General features: G+C 72.2%; 13 protein-coding genes. 1 reads left to right on the top strand and 12 read right to left on the bottom strand.

Features of this window, described 5'->3' with window-relative positions; translation table 11 throughout:
* Window positions 1–76 precede the first annotated feature (76 nt).
* The 11 genes from SPRI_RS21785 to rsmI all read right to left on the bottom strand — a co-directional run bounded on the left by SPRI_RS21785 (window position 77) and on the right by rsmI (window position 14,624).
* Window positions 77–772 (bottom strand): helix-turn-helix transcriptional regulator, encoded by a 696-nt coding sequence (locus tag SPRI_RS21785; RefSeq protein ID WP_005316554.1) that lies wholly within the window; start codon window positions 770–772, stop codon window positions 77–79.
* Window positions 773–1,066: 294 nt separating this feature from the next.
* The gene (locus SPRI_RS21780) at window positions 1,067–2,914 is read right to left on the bottom strand and encodes an outer membrane protein assembly factor BamB family protein (RefSeq protein ID WP_037774447.1); all 1,848 of its coding nucleotides are present in this window, start codon (window positions 2,912–2,914) and stop codon (window positions 1,067–1,069) included.
* Between the two features lie 52 nt (window positions 2,915–2,966).
* Entirely contained in the window at window positions 2,967–4,766 is a 1,800-nt protein-coding gene (locus SPRI_RS21775; protein WP_005316547.1) for an outer membrane protein assembly factor BamB family protein, read from the bottom strand.
* A gap of 668 nt (window positions 4,767–5,434) precedes the next feature.
* Window positions 5,435–7,240, bottom strand: coding sequence for an ABC-F family ATP-binding cassette domain-containing protein (locus SPRI_RS21770; protein ID WP_005316545.1), 1,806 nt, complete (start codon window positions 7,238–7,240; stop codon window positions 5,435–5,437).
* A gap of 43 nt (window positions 7,241–7,283) precedes the next feature.
* Window positions 7,284–8,597: an acyltransferase family protein gene (locus SPRI_RS21765; protein ID WP_005316542.1), complete on the bottom strand. Its 1,314-nt coding sequence runs from the start codon at window positions 8,595–8,597 to the stop codon at window positions 7,284–7,286.
* 221 nt (window positions 8,598–8,818) lie between these two features.
* On the bottom strand, window positions 8,819–9,718 hold the full coding sequence (locus tag SPRI_RS21760) for a 4-(cytidine 5'-diphospho)-2-C-methyl-D-erythritol kinase (RefSeq protein ID WP_005316538.1): 900 nt from the start codon (window positions 9,716–9,718) through the stop codon (window positions 8,819–8,821).
* Entirely contained in the window at window positions 9,715–10,575 is an 861-nt protein-coding gene (rsmA, locus tag SPRI_RS21755; protein WP_005316535.1) for a 16S rRNA (adenine(1518)-N(6)/adenine(1519)-N(6))-dimethyltransferase RsmA, read from the bottom strand. Before rsmA ends, SPRI_RS21760 begins: the two co-directional genes overlap by 4 nt.
* Entirely contained in the window at window positions 10,572–11,909 is a 1,338-nt protein-coding gene (locus SPRI_RS21750; protein WP_435850087.1) for a ubiquitin-like domain-containing protein, read from the bottom strand. Before SPRI_RS21750 ends, rsmA begins: the two co-directional genes overlap by 4 nt.
* Before the next feature lie 298 nt (window positions 11,910–12,207).
* Window positions 12,208–13,077, bottom strand: a complete 870-nt coding sequence (locus SPRI_RS21745) for a TatD family hydrolase (protein ID WP_005316529.1) — start codon at window positions 13,075–13,077, stop codon at window positions 12,208–12,210.
* A 33-nt stretch (window positions 13,078–13,110) separates the two neighbouring features.
* Window positions 13,111–13,614, bottom strand: a complete 504-nt coding sequence (locus SPRI_RS21740) for a hypothetical protein (RefSeq protein ID WP_053557197.1) — start codon at window positions 13,612–13,614, stop codon at window positions 13,111–13,113.
* Between the two features lie 155 nt (window positions 13,615–13,769).
* Entirely contained in the window at window positions 13,770–14,624 is an 855-nt protein-coding gene (gene rsmI / locus SPRI_RS21735) for a 16S rRNA (cytidine(1402)-2'-O)-methyltransferase (protein ID WP_037774445.1), read from the bottom strand.
* A 63-nt stretch (window positions 14,625–14,687) separates the two neighbouring features.
* On the opposite strand from rsmI, the gene SPRI_RS21730 reads away from it, so the two are divergent.
* The gene (locus SPRI_RS21730) at window positions 14,688–16,418 is read left to right on the top strand and encodes a dolichyl-phosphate-mannose--protein mannosyltransferase (RefSeq protein WP_037774443.1); all 1,731 of its coding nucleotides are present in this window, start codon (window positions 14,688–14,690) and stop codon (window positions 16,416–16,418) included.
* 127 nt (window positions 16,419–16,545) lie between these two features.
* On the opposite strand, the gene SPRI_RS21725 is transcribed toward SPRI_RS21730, so the two are convergent.
* Window positions 16,546–17,052 (bottom strand): allene oxide cyclase barrel-like domain-containing protein, encoded by a 507-nt coding sequence (locus tag SPRI_RS21725; protein WP_234020412.1) that lies wholly within the window; start codon window positions 17,050–17,052, stop codon window positions 16,546–16,548.
* Between the last annotated feature and the right edge of the window lie 189 nt (window positions 17,053–17,241).

The raw sequence follows: 17,241 nt of genomic DNA, 5'->3' as shown, positions 1-17,241 counted from the left end.
CGGGTGTCGTGACCTGCCGACCGACCGGCCGGAGCCGCCGGGTCCCGTGGTCCGCTCGGACCGGGCCCGCGACGCCCTAGTAGGCCGCGCCGGGACCGGGCGGAGTCCCGTACGCCGCGCGGTCCAGCAGACCGGTACGGGCGGCGAGCGCCGCCGCCTCCAGCCGGGAGCCCACGCCCAGCTTCATCAGCACCCGCTGCACATGGGTACGGGCCGTGCTCGGCGCGATCCCCATGCCGACGGCGATCAGCCTGGTGTCCTCGCCCTCGGCGACCCGCACCAGCACCTCCACCTCGCGCGGCGTCAGCAGCTGCAGCAGCCGCTGGCCCTCGTCGTCCGGCTGCGCGGCCGGGTTGAGCAGCTCGGCGAACGCGCCCTGGAGCAGCTGAGGCGCCACCACCGCCTCCCCCGACCGGGCCTTCACCAACGCCCGCTCCACGCCCTCGATGCGCTCGTCGTGGCGCACGTATCCGGAGGCCCCGGCGGCGAACGCCGCCGCTATCCCGCGCGGACTCGGTACCGGCCCGAGGACCACCACCGCCACCTGCGGCCGCTCCCGTTTGATGCGGACGACCGGGTCGAAAGCGCCCGGCTCCGCGGGCGTCGCCGTGCCCAGCAGGCACACCTCCGGGGCCCTGGCTATGACCAGGTCGGCCGCTCCGGCCGCGGGTGCCGCGGCCGCGAGCACCCGGTGCCCGCGCAGCTTCAGCGCGGAGGCGAGCGCCTCCGCGAGCAGCCTGTGGTCGTCGACCACCATGAGCCGAACGCCCATCGCGCAACCCCCGTCCCGCTGGAGTCGGCCCCCCGGCCCTCCCCGGCTACCCCGTCAGTCCCGGCAAGGTACACGCTTGTTCGACATTGCGCGTCCCTAACTCGGCAGAAGCCCCCCGGAATGCCGAATTCTTCACCAAACAGGTCCACTTGAGAGCAGACATCAGGAAGAAGGCATCAGGAGGAGGACCGGGGTACGACCGCGGCCCGGCCCCTCGCGTCTGCGAGGGACCGGGCCGCGGTGCGGTTGAGCGGTGATGCGGTGGAGCGGTGGAGCGGTGGCGCGTGGTGCGGATCAGCTCTTCGGGCCGAAGGAGATCGCCATGAACTTCGACGAGCTCGAGCTGCCCGAGTCGGGCTCGCTCAGCGTGTCGTCCGCGATGAACAGCCGCCCGTTCTTGAAGTGGTACTCCGAGCCGGATTCCACGAAGCTCGTCTCGGCGTCCCGGACCGTCTTGTCCGCCGGGTTCACCAGCAGGACGGTCTCCTTCAGGGTGGCGCCGTTGATGCTGACGACCTGGCCGCCCTTGTCGTAGGGGGGCCACTTGTAGGCGATGATGTTGCCACCGTCCATGCGCAGCGGCAGCGAGTGGTACCCCTCACCGGCGTCCGCACGGCCGCTGACGGCCTTTCCGGTCGCCAGGTCGAAGGCGATGATCTCGTTGGTGCGCGAGTAGGACTCGCCGGTGCCCTCGTGCTCCTCCGTCGGCAGGTAGATCCTGTCGTTGCCGACGACGACGAACTGGCAGCCCTCGACGCCGTCGCTGGCGGAGCACCTCGCGAGGTACTTGTCGCCCGGCGCCGCGATCTTGGCGCGCAGCTTCCCGGTCTTGCCGTCGATCGAGAAGAAGTCCGAGATGCCGAAGGTTCCCGTGTCACCGACGTCGGCGGCGACGACCAGCGGGTCGGAGGAGACGATCCGCGCGTCCTCGACACCGGCCGGCATCTTGTACGAGGAGAGCGGGGTGCCGTTCTCCGGGTTGAGCGGCTGGATGGTCACCTGCGCGTTGTCGTACGAACCGCAGCGGCGCACCGCGACGAGCGCCTTGCCGCCGCCGTAGCCGATGTCCCGGCACTCCTCGGCGTCGACGGTGGGCTTCCACCGAATCGCACCGGTCGTCAGGTCGAACGCGGCGCTGCCGCCGAGGTATCCGGCGGCCACCGTGTTGCCGCTGAGGGTGACCTGGTCGAAGCGGGCCTTCTCGTCGCCGCTCGCGCCACCGGTGACGGACTTGCTCCACAGCAGCTTGCCGGCGGTGAGGTCGACGACGCCGACCTCGGAGCACGGCGGGTAGCCCTTGTCGCCCTTGGCCCGCTTCGTGGCCTCGAAGACGACCGCGGTCTTGTTGTCGTCGGTCATGTGACGCGATGCGGCACACACCTGGCCCGGCAGGTCCAGGGTCCACAGCACGGTGCCCTTGGCCACGTCGTGGGCCACGATCGCGTTGACGCTCGTCTTGACGAACGCCTTGTCGGTGACCCAGGAGCCCGGCACACCCGTCACGTCGAAGCGCGCGGGGATCGGCAGCTGGAAGGCGACCTTGGAGGCGGTGTCGGCCGGGGCCTTCTCCTTGCCGGGGCCGTCGGCGGCGGCCGGGGCGTCGTCGCCCTTGCCGCCCTTGCCGCCCCCGTTCTCACCGGAGCTGTTCTTCGCCTCGTCCTGCTTGCCGCCGTCGTCCTTGGTGGACGAGTACCAGAAGCCGCCGCCGATGATCAGCACGATGGCGACGAACGCGGCGATGACGATCTGCAGCTGCGTCCTGTTCAGCAGTCCGCCGCCCCCGGAGGGCGCGGCGGGCTGCGGCATCATCGGCTGCGTCGGCGCGCTGTAGGCGGGCTGCGGCGCACCGTGCTGCGGGTAGCCGTAGGGCGCCGCTCCCGGTGCGGGCGCCTGGGGCTGGGGCTGCGTCTGGGGATAGCCGTAGCCCGGCTCGGCCGGAGGGGGCGTCTGCGGGTGGCCGTAGGGCGCCGGGGCCTGCGGAGGCGGGGGCGTGCCGTATCCGCCGGGCGGCTGCTGGGGCTCCTTGGCCAGTCCGTAGCCACCGCCCGAGGGCTGACCTGGCGGCTGGTTCGGCGGCTGGTTCGGGGGCTGCCCCGGCGGCGGGCCGGGCGGCTGACTGGGCGGTGGCGGCGGCTGCGTCATGGCTTGCTTACCTCTGGGGAACGGAAGGTGGGTCCTACGACGGCGGAATCGGTCACTGGCCGAAGCCCATCATGGTCTTCGTCTCCTTCTCGGCCTTGTCGTCGGGCGCGCTCACACGACCGCTGGCGATGAAGAACCGGCCGTCCGCGTACGCCATCTTCGGGGAGTAGAAGGAGTTCTCGATCTCGGCGGTCGAGGCCGGGTGCTGGAGCAGCATCTTCGGCGCCCCACCGGTCGGCGCGACGGTGGCGACACCGCCGCCCGTGTCGTACGAGGGCTGCATGTAGACGAGGACGTTGCCGCCCTCGATGCGCAGCGGCGTCATCTTGCGCTCCTCGCCGGCCGGTGCCCGCCAGGCCTCCTTGCCGCTGTCGAGGCTGAAGGCGACGAGCTCGTTGGCCTTGCCGTACTCGGTCTCCGTGGCCATGTAGAAGTGCTTCGCGTCGGCGGCGACACCGGTGCAGCCCTCGAGGTTCTGACCGAAGATCACGAACGCGCCGCCGCAGCGCGGCTGGAACTTGTCGTTCTTGCCGCCCGAGATCTGCGAGCGCAGCTTGCCGTTGTCGGTCAGCGCGATGATCGACCACTTCTTCTCCGGCTCACGCTGGGTGATGGAGATGACCAGCGGGCTCGCGGAGTAGACCTTGTCGATCTCCCAGCCCTCGGGGGTGTTGTACGTCCACCGGGGCTTGCCGCTGGCGGGGTCGATCTCCTGGAGCTGCTGCTTCGGCTTGTCGTAGTCGTCCGTGGGGCAGCTCGCACCGGCCAGCAGCTTGGGGCCGCCGGCGAAGGCGAACGGCTTGCAGCCGCTGCCGGGCTTGCCGAAGAGCTGCTTGCCGTCGGCCATCGAGAAGCCGTAGGAGTTGCCGCTGCCGCCCACCGCGAGGGTGGTGCCGCTGATGGCCAGGGTGAAGTCGGAGAGCGAGGCGAACGCGCCGGACGCCTTCGGGATCGGCTTCTTCCAGCCCGCCTTGCCCGTCTTCAGGTCGATCATCTGGAGGTCGTTGCACTTGGCCTTCTCGGTGAGGCCGTCCTTCACACCGATGACGATCTTGCCGTCGGCGGAGGTCTGCGCCGGCGCCGAGCACACCTCGGCGGAGAGCGGCACGCTCCACTTCTTGCTGCCGTCGGTCACCGAGTAGCCGGCGACCTCCCGGTACATGGCCTTGACGACGGTGTCGCCGGCCACCCACGGGCCGAACACCTCGGCACCGTTGCGGGGCAGGTCGACGTCGTTCTTCGTCAGGAACAGGACCTTGGCCTCGCCGTCCTTGCGGCCGGCGTTGAGGTCGTCGTCGCCCTCACGTCCGGTGCCGCTTCCGTCGCCCTGGTCGACGGAGGCCGAGCCGGTCGGCTTCGGGTCGTCGCTGGACTTGCCGACGGCCGGCTTGTCCTCCTTCTCGTCGCCGCTGCTGACGGCGTACCAGGTACCTCCGCCGACGACGAGCAGCGCGGCGGCCGACGCGGCCACGATGATGCCCGTCTTCCCCTTGAAGAAGCTCCCCCCGCCACCGCCGCCCGGCGCGGGCGCGCCCGGGTACTGCGGCTGGGTGGGGTATTGCCCGTACGGACCCGGCTGGTTGTACGCGCCGGGCTGCTGGTTGTACGGGCCCGGCTGCTGCGCGTACGGCCCCGGCTGCTGCGGATAGCCGTAGCCCGGCTGGCCGGGAGGCTGCTGCGGGTAGCCGTAACCGGGCGCGGGCGCACCCGGAGGCGCCACCGGCGGTCCCTGCGGGGCGGGCGGCATCTGCGGCGGCTGCACGGGCGGCTGGGGCTGCTGCGGAGCTCCCTGCTGAGGATCCTGGGGGGCTCCGAAGCCTCCCTGCGGGGGCTGGTTCGGCGGCTGCGTCATGGCGTACTACCTCATGGGGTGGGAGATGCGAGTAGGAGTTGGGGATGTCCGGACGACCCAGACGCGTTCATCTGCCGAAAGCCATCACGGTGTTCGCCGCACACCCGGCAAAGTCCCCGAGCGCGAGGACGGCAGGCGCCGGGAGGAAGGGCGGGCCCTCGCGGTACGCCGGTCCCGCCGGGCCGAGGACCTGCCGGCTCCGGTCACCGCGCCGTCGCCGTCGTCGGCTCGGAAGGGGTTCTGCTCACCGCGGGCCGGGCCGCCGGCCGCTGCGGGCCACGACGGCGGAAGTACGCGGAACGGCGGGTGGGCCCGGTGGCGGGACCGGGCGACGGGGGGCCTGCGGGCGGGCGGGTGCGGAACCCGGTGCCACTGGTCCTCGGGTCGTGACCGACCGGCAGGCGGCGGCTGCCCCATCTGCGCTTCCCCCTTCGTACGGTCTGCTGCCCGGACGAACTCCCCCGCTCCTCCGGCAAGCGCATCGACCGGAAGGAGTGATTCGGACACGAACCCCGTTGTTCTGCATCAGTCGAGCGGGCCTTCTTTGTATCACCCGTGACGAGTCGCAAGCGGGTTCGGTCCTCCCCTGTTCCCAAGGGAGGACCGGGCCGTGATGGGGTTGTTACGCGCTCTGCACGGCTTCACTACGGGCGGCCGGAGCCGCCCGGTCAGGCGTCTTCCGCCAGTTCGAGCCAGCGCATCTCCAACTCCTCGCGCTCGGCCGACAGTTCGCGAAGCTCCGCGTCCAGTTTGGCGACCTTTCCGAAGTCTGTGGCGTTATCGGCGATCTGGGCGTGCAGCTTGGCCTCCTTGTCGGAGACCTTGTCGAGCTGCCGCTCGATCCGCTGGAGTTCCTTCTTCGCCGCGCGGGTGTCGGCCGCCGACTTCTCCTTGACGGCGCCGGCCTGGGCGGGCGGCGGCGCCGGCACGGCGGCCTCGACGATCCGCGCCCTGCGCTCCAGGTACTCGTCGATACCCCGCGGCAGCATCCGCAGCGTGCCGTCGCCGAGCAGCGCGAACGTGCGGTCCGTGGTCCGCTCGAGGAAGAACCGGTCGTGCGAGATGACCACCATCGTGCCGGGCCAGCCGTCGAGCACGTCCTCGAGCTGGGTCAGGGTCTCGATGTCGAGGTCGTTGGTGGGCTCGTCGAGGAAGAGGACGTTCGGCTCGTCCATCAGCAGGCGCAACAGCTGGAGCCGGCGCCGCTCGCCGCCCGACAGGTCGCCGACGGGCGTCCACTGCTTCTCCTTGCCGAAGCCGAACTGCTCGCACAGCTGGCCCGCGGTCATCTCCCGGCCCTTGCCGAGGTCGACCCGGTCGCGGATCTGCTGGACCGCCTCCAGCACGCGCAGCGCGGGCGGCAGTTCGGTGACGTCCTGCGAGAGGTAGGCGAGCCGTACGGTCCTTCCGACGGTGACCCGGCCCGCCACGGGCTGCTCGTCGCCTGCGGAGAAGGCCGCAGAGGCGAGCGTGCGCAGCAGCGACGTCTTGCCGGCGCCGTTGACACCGACCAGACCGATGCGGTCGCCGGGGCCGAGCTGCCAGGTCAGATGCTTCAGCAGCACCTTGGGGCCGGCCTGGACGGTGACGTCCTCGAGGTCGAACACCGTCTTGCCGAGCCGGGCGGAGGCGAACTTCATCAGCTCGGACGTGTCACGCGGCGGCGGCACGTCGGCGATCAGCTCGTTCGCCGCCTCGATGCGGTAGCGGGGCTTGGACGTACGGGCGGGGGCGCCGCGCCGCAGCCAGGCCAGCTCCTTGCGCATCAGGTTCTGCCGCTTGGTCTCCTCGGTCGCGGCGATCCGCTCCCGCTCGGCCCGTGCGAAGACGTAGTCGGAGTAGCCGCCCTCGTACTCGTACACGTCGCCGCGCTGGACGTCCCACATCCGGGTGCAGACCTGGTCGAGGAACCAGCGGTCGTGGGTGACGCAGACGAGCGCGGAACGGCGCGTTCGGAGGTGCCGGGCGAGCCAGGCGATGCCCTCGACGTCGAGGTGGTTGGTCGGCTCGTCGAGGACGATCAGGTCCTGCTCGGCGATCAGCAGCTTGGCGAGCGCGATACGGCGGCGCTCACCGCCGGACAGCGGTCCGATGACGGTGTCGAGCCCTTGCGGGAAGCCGGACAGGTCGAGCCCGTCGAACAGCCCCGTCAGCACGTCCCTGATCTTGGCGTTGCCCGCCCACTCGTGGTCGGCGAGGTCCCCGATGACCTCGTGCCGGATGGTCGCCTCCGGGTCGAGCGAGTCGTGCTGCGTCAGCACGCCGAGCCGCAGACCGCCGCTCTGGGTGACCCGGCCGGTGTCGGGCTCCTCGAGCTTGGCGAGCATCCGGATGAGGGTGGTCTTCCCGTCGCCGTTGCGGCCGACGACGCCGATACGGTCCCCCTCCGAGACGCCGAGGGAGACCCCGTCGAGCAGGGCGCGTGTTCCGTACACCTTGCTGACTGCCTCGACATTGACCAGGTTGACGGCCATTTCTCTCCTGACAGGGGGAACGATCGACCTCCCAGCCTACTTGTCAGGCGCGGCTGCCCCGTCCCGCCCGTTCCACCAGCAGCCAGCCGCCGAGCGCCATGGCGACGGCGGCGGGGGCGCTGACGTGCACCGCGACCAGCATCGCCGTCCTGCCCTCGAGCAGCCCGCCGAATCCGACCATGGACAGTCCGAGGATGCCGAACAGGCAGAGCGTGATCCCCGCGGCGGCGATCGGCCCGGTGCCCGGCACCGGCGTGACGGCGCTCCGCACGGGGCGTTCGAACCTGCGGAACGCGGCGACGAGCAGCGCGGTCAGCCCGGCCGCGGCGGCGATGCGCAGCGGTGTCTGCGCCCACCAGGCCGCCGACGCCGGCGCCCGCAGCGGAAGACCGGCGGCGATCATCGCCCCGTAGACGCCGAGCATGGCGGTGAGGTGCCACAGGAAGGCGGTCATGGCGACCCCGTTGGCGGCCACCACGCCCCGCCAGACGCGGGCCCGCCGCACGAACCGTCCGCCCGGCCCCTTGAGCAGCTCGACCGCGCCCACCAGCCACAGCCCGTGGAAGAGCAGGGCGAGGGTGGGCGGGGCCATGTTCGAGATCTTCTCCCCGGGCATCCCGACCATGGACAGCGGATACGGCCCGAACGCGACGAGCGCCGCGGCCCCGGCGAGACCGGCCGCCGCGAGCGCGGCAGGCATCCGGATCCGCCCGTCGGCGCGCAGGAAACCGAGCTGGTGGACGGCGAGCCAGACGAAGGCGAAGTTCAGGAACTCGACGAAGGGCACATGGGCGGCGAACCGGAGCACGTCCACGGCCGCCGCCGCGCCGAGGAGCGCGCCGAACGCGCCCCAGCCGAACCGCTCGTGCAGCTTCAGCAGCGGCGGGGTGAAGGCGACCATGGCGAGGTAGATCCCGATGAACCACAGCGGCTGCGCCACGAGCCGCAGCGCGACCCCGGTCATCCCGCCGCCCCCGCCGAGCAACTGCACGACGAGCGCTGCGGCGCCCCAGACGAGGACGAACGCCATCGTGGGCCGCAGGAGCCGCTGGAGGCGGCCGCGCAGAAAGACCGAGTACACGGACCGGTCCGGATGCCGGCGCCGGAGCGACCGGTAGGACAGGGCGTGCGAGAAGCCGCCGACGAAGAAGAACACCGGCATGACCTGGAGGGCCCAGGTGAGCAGCTGGAGTTCGGGCACGACGGCGAGAAGGTTCCCGATGCCGTCGTCGGTGACCGCCGCCATGAGCCAGTGCCCGGCGACGACGGTCGCCAGCGAGGCGACCCGCAGCAGATCGATGTACCTGTCCCTGCTGCCGGGGGTGGCGGCGGCGAGCTCACGAGCGCTGAATCCCATGGGGGTACGGTGCCGGGGCGGCGGGGCCTGGCGGGAGAGCGCTCGTACTCAGGCGGGCGGTGAGTACGCGGGCGCACACGTGTCCGCCTGCGGCGGGCTGACGTTGCCCGGCCACTCCGGCCTCGCCGGCGTTCGAGGCGCGGGGATCCGGGGGCGGAGCCCCCGGTTTCGGGAAGGGACGGGTAGGGGAAAAGCCCGCCCAAGGCGCAACCCGCCTCCGCTCAACCCGCGACGACCCTCGCCCCCACCGCCGGCGCCCCCGCCACCCGCGCGGCCCGGCACGTGCCCGACGCGCGCAGCGCCGACGCCACCGTCTCCGCCGCGTCCTCGTCCTTGACGAGGAACGCCGTCGTCGGGCCCGAGCCCGAGACGAGTGCGGCGAGCGCCCCCGCGGCGGTGCCCACGGCCAGCGTGTCCGCGAGGGACGGCCGCAGGGACAGGGCCGCGGGCTGGAGGTCGTTCGAGACGGCGTCCGCCAGCGCGAGGACGTCGCCCGTGCGCAGCGCGTCCAGCAGCGGCGGTGAGGCGACCGGGTCCGGCACGCTCACGCCCTCGTTCAGCCGGTCGAACTCCCCGTAGACCGCGGGCGTCGAGAGCCCGCCGTCCGCGACCGCGAAGACCCACGAGAAGCTGCCGCCGACCTCGAGCTCGGTCAGCCGCTCGCCGCGCCCGGTGCCGAGCGCCGCACCGCCCACCAGGCTGAACGGCACGTCGGAGCCCAACTCGGCGCAGATGGAGAGCAGTTCCTCACGGGACGAGCCGAGGCCCCACAGCGCGTCGCACGCGAGCAGCGCGCCCGCGCCGTCCGCGCTGCCGCCCGCCATGCCGCCGGCGACGGGGATGTCCTTGTCGATGTGGATGTGGACGTCGGGCGAGATGCCGTGGCGGGCCGCCAGCAGTTCCGCGGCCCGCGCGGCCAGGTTCGTGCGGTCCAGGGGCACCTGCCCGGCGTCCGGGCCGGAGCAGGTGAGGGTCAGCGAGGGCGCAGGCCGCACCGTCACCTCGTCGTGGAGGCCGACCGCCAGGAAGACGTTGGCCAGGTCGTGGAAGCCGTCGGGGCGCGCCCCGCCGACCGCCAGCTGGACGTTGACCTTGGCCGGCACCCGTACCGTGACGCTCACTTCTTCGCCTCCGCGATCCGCGCGAACTCCTCCACCGTCAGCGACTCGCCCCGCGCCTGCGGCGACACACCCGCCGCGACCAGGGCCGCTTCCGCCGCGGCCGGTGATCCGGCCCAGCCGGCGAGCGCGGCGCGCAGCGTCTTGCGGCGCTGGGCGAAGGCTGCGTCGACGACCGCGAAGACCTCCGCCCTGGAGGCCGTCGTCGCCACGGGCGAAGTCCGCCGCACCAGGGAGACGAGGCCGGAGTCCACGTTGGGCGCGGGCCAGAAGACGTTGCGGCCGATCGACCCGGCCCGCTTGACCTCGGAGTACCAGTTGGCCTTCACCGAGGGCACGCCGTACACCTTGTTCCCGGGTCCGGCGGCCAGCCGGTCGGCGACCTCGGCCTGGACCATGACGAGGGTCCGCTCGATCGACGGGAAGCGGTCGAGCATGTGCAGCAGGACCGGCACGGCGACGTTGTACGGCAGGTTCGCGACGAGCGCGGTCGGCGGCGGCCCGGGGAGCTCCTGCACGTGCATCGCGTCCGAGTGCACCAGCGAGAAGCGCGAGGCCCGGTCGGGCAGGCGCGCGGCGACCGTCGCGGGCAGCGCGCCGGCGAGCACGTCGTCGATCTCCACGGCCACGACCCGGTCGGCGGCCTCCAGCAGCCCGAGGGTCAGCGAACCGAGTCCGGGGCCGATCTCGACGACCACGTCGTCGGGCTTCACCTCGGCCGTGCGCACGATCCTGCGGACCGTGTTGGCGTCGATGACGAAGTTCTGGCCACGCTGTTTGGTGGGGCGTACGCCCAGCGCGGCGGCCAGTTCGCGGATGTCGGCGGGGCCGAGGAGTGCGTCGGGATCAGTGGTGCTCACCGATACAGCCTACGGCCGCAGTGCGGCCACGGACTCGCCCCCCGCTGCACATAGAGCTTCTTCGCCCGGTACGTCTGTTCCTCCGCGGGCGCGTCCTGCGGGCGCCCGGTGCCGCCGAGGGAGCGCCAGGTCGCGGTGTCGAACTGGTACAGCCCTCCGTAGGTGCCGGAGGGGTCGACGGCGCCCGGCCGGCCGCCCGACTCGCACTCGGCGAGCGCCGCCCAGTTCAGGTCGTCCGCCCCGCGTACCGAGGACGGCGGCTGCCGGGTGCCGACCTTCACCTGCTCGGTGACGGGTGCGCGCACGACGTCCGCGCCGGTCCGCCGCGGCTTCTGGCGTACGCCGTCGACGGTCCGCAGCGCGTAGGTGACCCGGCGCACGCCCGGCCGTCCCTGCCGTACGACGACCTCGGTGCCCGTGAAGAGCTCGGGGTCCAGGGTCTTCTCGACGGTGTAGGCGATCGGCTCCTCGCGTACCTCGCGGCCGCCGCTGATCCTCGTGACCGTGACGGTCTGCCCGTCACGGGGGAAGCTGCCGGGCGCCATGGAGGTGGTGTCCTGGCCGCGCAGCGCGATCCCCGCCTCGGCGAGGGCCTCGCCCACGGTGGCGGCATTGGTGCGGATGGTGCGCTCGCGCCCGTCGGCCATGAACGTGACAGCCCTCTCGGTGCGCACGTCCAGCGCCAGGCCGGCCCTCGGGATCCGCGCGGAACGCGGCACGGAGATGTACGCGCCCTCCGCGCGCACGCCCAGTTCCCGCAGGGCCGCCTCGACGGTGGTGGCCGTGGTCCACACCCGGACGGGGCGACCGTCGAGGGTGAGCCTCAGTGGCCTGCCGTGGCGGACGGTGATCTCGTCGCCGCTGTCGAGGTCCGCTGCGGGGCCGGGCGCGACGACGTCGTGGGCGCGCAGGTCGAGGCCCTGGTCCTCGAGGAGTTCGCGTACGTCGTCGGCGAAGGTGTGCAGGGTCCGCGGTACCCCGTCGACGGTGAGCCGGACCGCCTTGTCGTCGGCCACGAACGCGGACGTCCCGCCGGCGAGGAAGGCGACGACGAGCGCCTGCGGGACGAGCCGACGCAGGGTGTCCGGCCGCTCGGTGGGTCTGCGCCGCCGGGAGCCGCCGCGGCGTGCCTGGGAGCGCCGCTCCGGCTCCTCGGCCCCGACGCCGCCCGCGTCCCGGAGGTCCACGTACGGCAGGGTGGGCGCCTGCGCCACGGCCGCCCGGCGGTGCGGCGGGACCGCGCCCGCCGTGGCCGTGCCAGGGGCCGTGCCCGCGTCCAGGTCCACGAGGGTCGGCGCCCCGCGGTCCACGTACGGCAGGGTCGGCGCGTACACCGCGGTGCGGGGCGCCGCACCCCGGGCGTCCACGACCGTCGGCGGCGGCGCGCTGCCGTACGGCGGCACGGCGGGTGCCGGCACGGTGGCCCGGTCGGCGCCCGCCTGTGCCGTGGACCGGCCACCGGCACGGCGTGAGCCGCGCGCCGCACGGTGACTGCCCTGCGAATTACTCACGCTCACGACGCTCCGTAAGGTCCGGTCAGCCAAGTGGCACCGGACAGTAGCGGAGCGATCGTCACTCTCCAAAGCGACTCGGTCACTCCGAGTGCCGAGGCGTGAGGTCGCCCGGATCGGGTCAGTAGCCGAACGCCCGGGCGGTATTGGCCGCGATCGCCGCCGCCAGCGTGTCCTCGTCCGTGCCCCTGACCTGCGCCATGGCCCGGAGCGTGACCGGAATCAGATAGGGGGCGTTGGGCCGTCCGCGGTACGGCGCGGGGGTGAGGAAGGGAGCGTCCGTCTCGACCAGCACGAGATCGGCGGGTGCGACGGCGAGCGCGTCGCGCAGCGGCTGCGCGTTCTTGAAGGTCACATTGCCGGCGAAGGACATGAAGTAACCGGCGGCCGCGCAGACTTCGGCCATTTCCGCGTCGCCCGAATAGCAGTGGAAGACCGTGCGTTCCGGCGCGCCTTCCTCCGCCAGGATGCGCAGCACATCCGCGTGCGCCTCGCGATCGTGAATGACGAGCGCCTTGTCATGGCGTTTCGCGATCTCGATATGCGCCCGGAACGACCTTTCCTGTGCGGCGATTCCCTCGGGGCCGGTGCGGAAGCGGTCGAGTCCGGTCTCGCCGACGGCCTTGACCACGTCGAGGGCGGCCAGCCGGTCGATCTCGGCGAGAGCGTCGTCGAGCGCCGCGTACCCGCCCGCTTCCCGTGCCCCCTGCCGCGACCAGCCGTCGGGGTCCCCGAGCACGATCCGGGGCGCCTCGTTGGGGTGCAGGGCGACGGCGGCGTGGACCTCGCGGTGCGCGGCGGCGGTCTCCGCGGCCCACTGGGAGCCCTTGATGTCGCAGCCCACCTGGACGACGGTCGTCACGCCGACCGCGGCGGCCCTGGCGAGGGCCTCCTCGACGGTGCCTTCCTGCATGTCCAGGTGGGTGTGCGAATCGGCGACCGCGACACCGAGCGGTTCGGGCAGCGGCGGCGGTGCGGATTTCGAACTCATGGGCGCGATCCTACGGAACCCGCGCCCGGTGGCTCACTTCCGGTGGTGGAAGGGGCGCAGCAGGTCGGAGAGGTGCCAGTGGTGCGCCGCGGGCGCGGCCGCCTCATCCGTCCCGCCTTCCGCGGCGGGCCCCTCCGCCGTCGACCCGGAGGGCGGCGGCGCGGAGGCGGTGGCCCGGCCGGCGGACCGGTCCGCCCGGGGATCGGGCACTTCCTCGGCCGCCGGCGGCCCCGCCGGGGACACCGGCACGGCGGCCGCCGTGGTGGAACCGGTGCCGGCCAGTCCCATCAGGTTCTGCACCGTGGAGACCCGCCCCGCCCGCATGATCCGTACGACGTGACCGCCGCAGTTGACGCACGTCGGGCTGGACAGCGGCGACGGGACCCGTCGGCCGTCCGACTTGTAGACGACGAATTGCTCACCCGACGGATCGACATGGTGCTCGATGTCGTAGGACTGCTCCCAGCCGTGCCCGCAACGCATGCACGCGAAGGAATACTCCTCGTGCACCTTCGCGGGTCCTGTGGTCTCACTCATGCCAGCTCCTCTCCACCTGTTCCAGTGGACGCCTTTTCCGGCGGGAGCGCACCAGCGCCTGTCGATCGATTGAGCGGTCTTGGGATTTTCCATACAGAAAAGCGGTCAGGACACGGTCTGCGCTTTGCTTTTCACGATAGACCTTTATCCTCCGCCTACGCGGGCCGAGTCGCGTTCTTCGCCGCGACGACCGCGTCGAAGACCTCCCGCTTGGGAAGTCCCGCCTCCGCGGCGACCGCCGCGATGGCCTCCTTGCGCCGCTCCCCCGCCTCCTCCCGCACCTGGACCCTGCGCACCAGTTCCTCCGCGCCGAGTTCCTCGGGCCCGGACTCGGGAGCGCCCTCGACGACGACGGTGATCTCACCGCGGACGCCTTCCGCCGCCCAGGCCGCCAGCTCGCCGAGGCCGCCGCGCTTCACTTCCTCGTAGGTCTTGGTCAGCTCCCGGCAGACGGCGGCCCTGCGGCCCTCTCCGAAGACCTCCGCCATGGCGGCGAGCGTGTCGTCGAGGCGGTGCGGGGCCTCGAAGTAGACGAGCGTGCGGCGCTCGCCCTGCACCTCGCGGAGCCTGCCGAGCCGCTCGCCCGCCTTGCGGGGCAGGAAACCCTCGAAGCAGAAGCGGTCCACGGGGAGCCCCGACAGCGCGAGGGCGGTCAGCACGGCGGACGGCCCCGGTACGGCGGTGACCTTGATGTCCTTCTCCACCGCGGCGGCGACCAGCCGGTATCCGGGGTCGGAGACGGAAGGCATGCCCGCGTCGGTGACGAGCAGCACCCGCGCACCGCCGGCCAGTGCCTCCACCAGCTCCGGCGTACGAGCCGCCTCGTTGCCCTCGAAGTAGGAGACGACCCTGCCCCGGGTGTGCACGCCGAGGGCCTGCGTCAGCCGGCGCAGGCGCCGGGTGTCCTCGGCGGCGACGACGTCGGCGCCCTCCAGTTCGGCGGCGAGCCGGGGCGGCGCGTCCGCGACATCACCGATGGGCGTCCCTGCGAGTACCAGCGTTCCAGTCACACTCGCCATCCTCCCAGCACTGCCGAGCACCTGTCGCACAGCCGGGTTCCCTACGATGGCGCGGTGACCAGTACCGCGCCACAGCCCCTGCGGGGCAAGGACGACGCCGAACAGCAGCCGCCCGGCTGGGAGAGCCGGCTGCGCCGCTTCGGCTACACGCCCCGGCCAGTGATCGGGCTACGGGACCGCCTCGTGCCGCCGTTCACCCGGCCGTCCCGGCAGGTGTGGGCGGTCTTCGGCATCCCGCCGCAGGCCGTGGAACCCCTGCTCCGCATCGCCGCCTGGGGCGGGCCGCTGCTGGTCGCCCTGGTGGCGGGCCTGATGCGGTTCTGGAACCTGGGGCGGCCACACGCGGTGATATTCGACGAGACGTACTACGCCAAGGACGCCTGGGCCCTGATCAACCAGGGGTACGAGGGCAGCTGGCCGAAGAACATCGACAAGTCGATCCTTGAGGACCCGTCGACCGTCGCGATCCCCACCGATCCCGGGTATGTGGTCCACCCGCCGGTCGGCAAGTGGATCATCGGTCTCGGCGAGAAGATGTTCGACTTCTCGCCCTTCGGCTGGCGGTTCATGGTCGCCCTGCTGGGCACGCTGTCGGTGCTGATGCTCTGCCGCATCGGCCGGCGGCTGTTCCGCTCGACGTTCCTCGGCTGCCTCGCGGGTCTGCTGCTGGCCGTGGACGGCCTGCACTTCGTGATGAGCCGCACGGCACTGCTCGACCTGGTGCTGATGTTCTTCGTGCTGGCGGCCTTCGGCGCGCTGGTGCTCGACCGCGACCGCGCGCGGCACAGGCTCGCAGAGGCCCTGCCGGAGGAGGACGACGGCAGGCTGCGGCCGGACGCCCGTGTCGCGGAGACCCTGCGCCTCGGGTGGCGGCCGTGGCGGCTGACGGCCGGGGTGATGCTGGGCCTGGCGGCGGGCACCAAGTGGAACGGGCTGTACATCATGGCCGCCTTCGGCCTGATGACCGTGCTGTGGGACGTGGGCTCGCGCCGCACGGCCGGCGCGGTCCGGCCGTATCTCGCCGTCCTGAAGAAGGACCTCGTCCCCGCCTTCGTCTCCGTCGTCCCGGTCGCGCTGGTGACCTACATGGTCTCGTGGACCGGCTGGCTGGTGACGGACGACGGATACCACCGGAAGTGGGCCTCCACCGGCCCCGGCAAGGACAGCGACTGGAGCTGGCTCTTTCCCGACTGGTGGCGCAGCTTCTGGCACTACGAGAACCAGGTCTTCGACTTCCACGTCGGCCTGACCTCCGGCCACACCTACGAGTCCAACCCGTGGAGCTGGCTGGTCCTCGGCCGCCCGGTCTCGTACTACTACGAGGACCCGAAGCCCGGCGTCGAGGGCTGCCCGAAGGACGCGGTCGACAAGTGCGCCGCAGAGGTCCTCGCCCTCGGCACCCCGCTCCTGTGGTGGGCCGCCTGCTTCGCGATCTGCTACGCCCTGTGGCGCTGGCTGTTCCGCCGCGACTGGCGCGCGGGCGCGATCCTCTGCGCGTTCGCCGCGGGCTGGGCCCCCTGGCTGATGTACCAGGAACGCACGATCTTCCTCTTCTACGCGGTCGTGTTCGTCCCGTTCCTGTGCCTCGCGGTGGCGATGATGATCGGCGCGATCCTCGGCCCGCCCGGCTCCGACGAACGCCGCCGCGCGATCGGCGCGATCGGGGCCGGCGTGCTGGTCCTGCTGATCGTCTGGAACTTCATCTATTTCTGGCCGATCTACACGGGCGCCCCGATCCCGGTGGACGAGTGGCGCAATCGCATGTGGCTGGACACCTGGGTGTAGCCGGCCAGGAACACCAAGAGGGCGCGGCCACCGGCCGCGCCCTCTTGGTGGTTGCCGGCTGCCGGCGGTGGCCACTGGCCACCGTCCGACGGCCCGCAGACGGCCCAGGCGGGGCCAGGCTCGACCCTCAGTGCTTGAGGTCGATCGTGAAGCGCCTCGTGCCCGGAGCGATCGTGTCGGCGTGGACCGAGCCACGAGCCCGGTCGTAGACCCCGGTGCCGCCGGTGATCCCGTTGTCGAACGAAGGGGGAGGGCCCGGGACGAGATGGCCGAAGACCATCCCCTGCACGGAGAGCTGGCCGCCGGGGAGGGTGTACGTCACGGTGCACACCTCCGCCCCGCCGTCGGCGACCCGGGTGGTGGTGCAGGTGCCGGCGGTCTCGCCGACCTCGTTGCCGGCCTGGTCGAAGAGGATCGAGCGGACGACGGTCCGATCGCCCTGGGCGGGGGCGCCGCCGGGGTTGACGGGGAAGCGCGACTGCTCCGCTAGCCGGCCGATGAGTGTGATGACCCGGTCCTTGCCCTTGTGGGCGGAATCGTCGTCCGTCGCGGAGGCGGCGGCGACAGGGGCGCAGGCGAGAAGGGTGACCAGCGCGGTGGCCGTGCCGAGACAGGCTGCCCTTATGGGGCGCATGGTGTGACTCCTGAGGTTGATGATCATGGATGATCCGGTGATGCATTAATAACCTCGGTTCTGCCGCCGCCCGAACGTCCTGGCGCGACCCACCGGAAGATCCGACCGGTCGGACCAAGCCGGCCCGTGCGACCGCCGCCCGAACGGACGAGTCGCGCGGGCCGGTCCCCGGCCGGAGTACCAGAGGCC

This window comes from Streptomyces pristinaespiralis (genome assembly GCF_001278075.1).
Taxonomy (GTDB): Bacteria; Actinomycetota; Actinomycetes; order Streptomycetales; family Streptomycetaceae; genus Streptomyces; species Streptomyces pristinaespiralis.
This window is presented reverse-complemented; position numbering and strand designations above follow the sequence as displayed.

Excerpts from the sequence above, each read along its gene's own strand:
- SPRI_RS21725 (WP_234020412.1), bottom strand. The coding sequence starts at position 17,052 with ATGCGCCCCATAAGGGCAGCCTGTCTCGGCACGGCCACCGCGCTGGTC.
- SPRI_RS21765 (WP_005316542.1), bottom strand. The coding sequence starts at position 8,597 with ATGGGATTCAGCGCTCGTGAGCTCGCCGCCGCCACCCCCGGCAGCAGG.
- SPRI_RS21780 (WP_037774447.1), bottom strand. The coding sequence starts at position 2,914 with ATGACGCAGCCGCCGCCACCGCCCAGTCAGCCGCCCGGCCCGCCGCCG.
- SPRI_RS21775 (WP_005316547.1), bottom strand. The coding sequence starts at position 4,766 with ATGACGCAGCCGCCGAACCAGCCCCCGCAGGGAGGCTTCGGAGCCCCC.
- SPRI_RS21745 (WP_005316529.1), bottom strand. The coding sequence starts at position 13,077 with ATGAGTTCGAAATCCGCACCGCCGCCGCTGCCCGAACCGCTCGGTGTC.
- SPRI_RS21770 (WP_005316545.1), bottom strand. The coding sequence starts at position 7,240 with ATGGCCGTCAACCTGGTCAATGTCGAGGCAGTCAGCAAGGTGTACGGA.
- SPRI_RS21740 (WP_053557197.1), bottom strand. The coding sequence starts at position 13,614 with ATGAGTGAGACCACAGGACCCGCGAAGGTGCACGAGGAGTATTCCTTC.
- SPRI_RS21785 (WP_005316554.1), bottom strand. The coding sequence starts at position 772 with ATGGGCGTTCGGCTCATGGTGGTCGACGACCACAGGCTGCTCGCGGAG.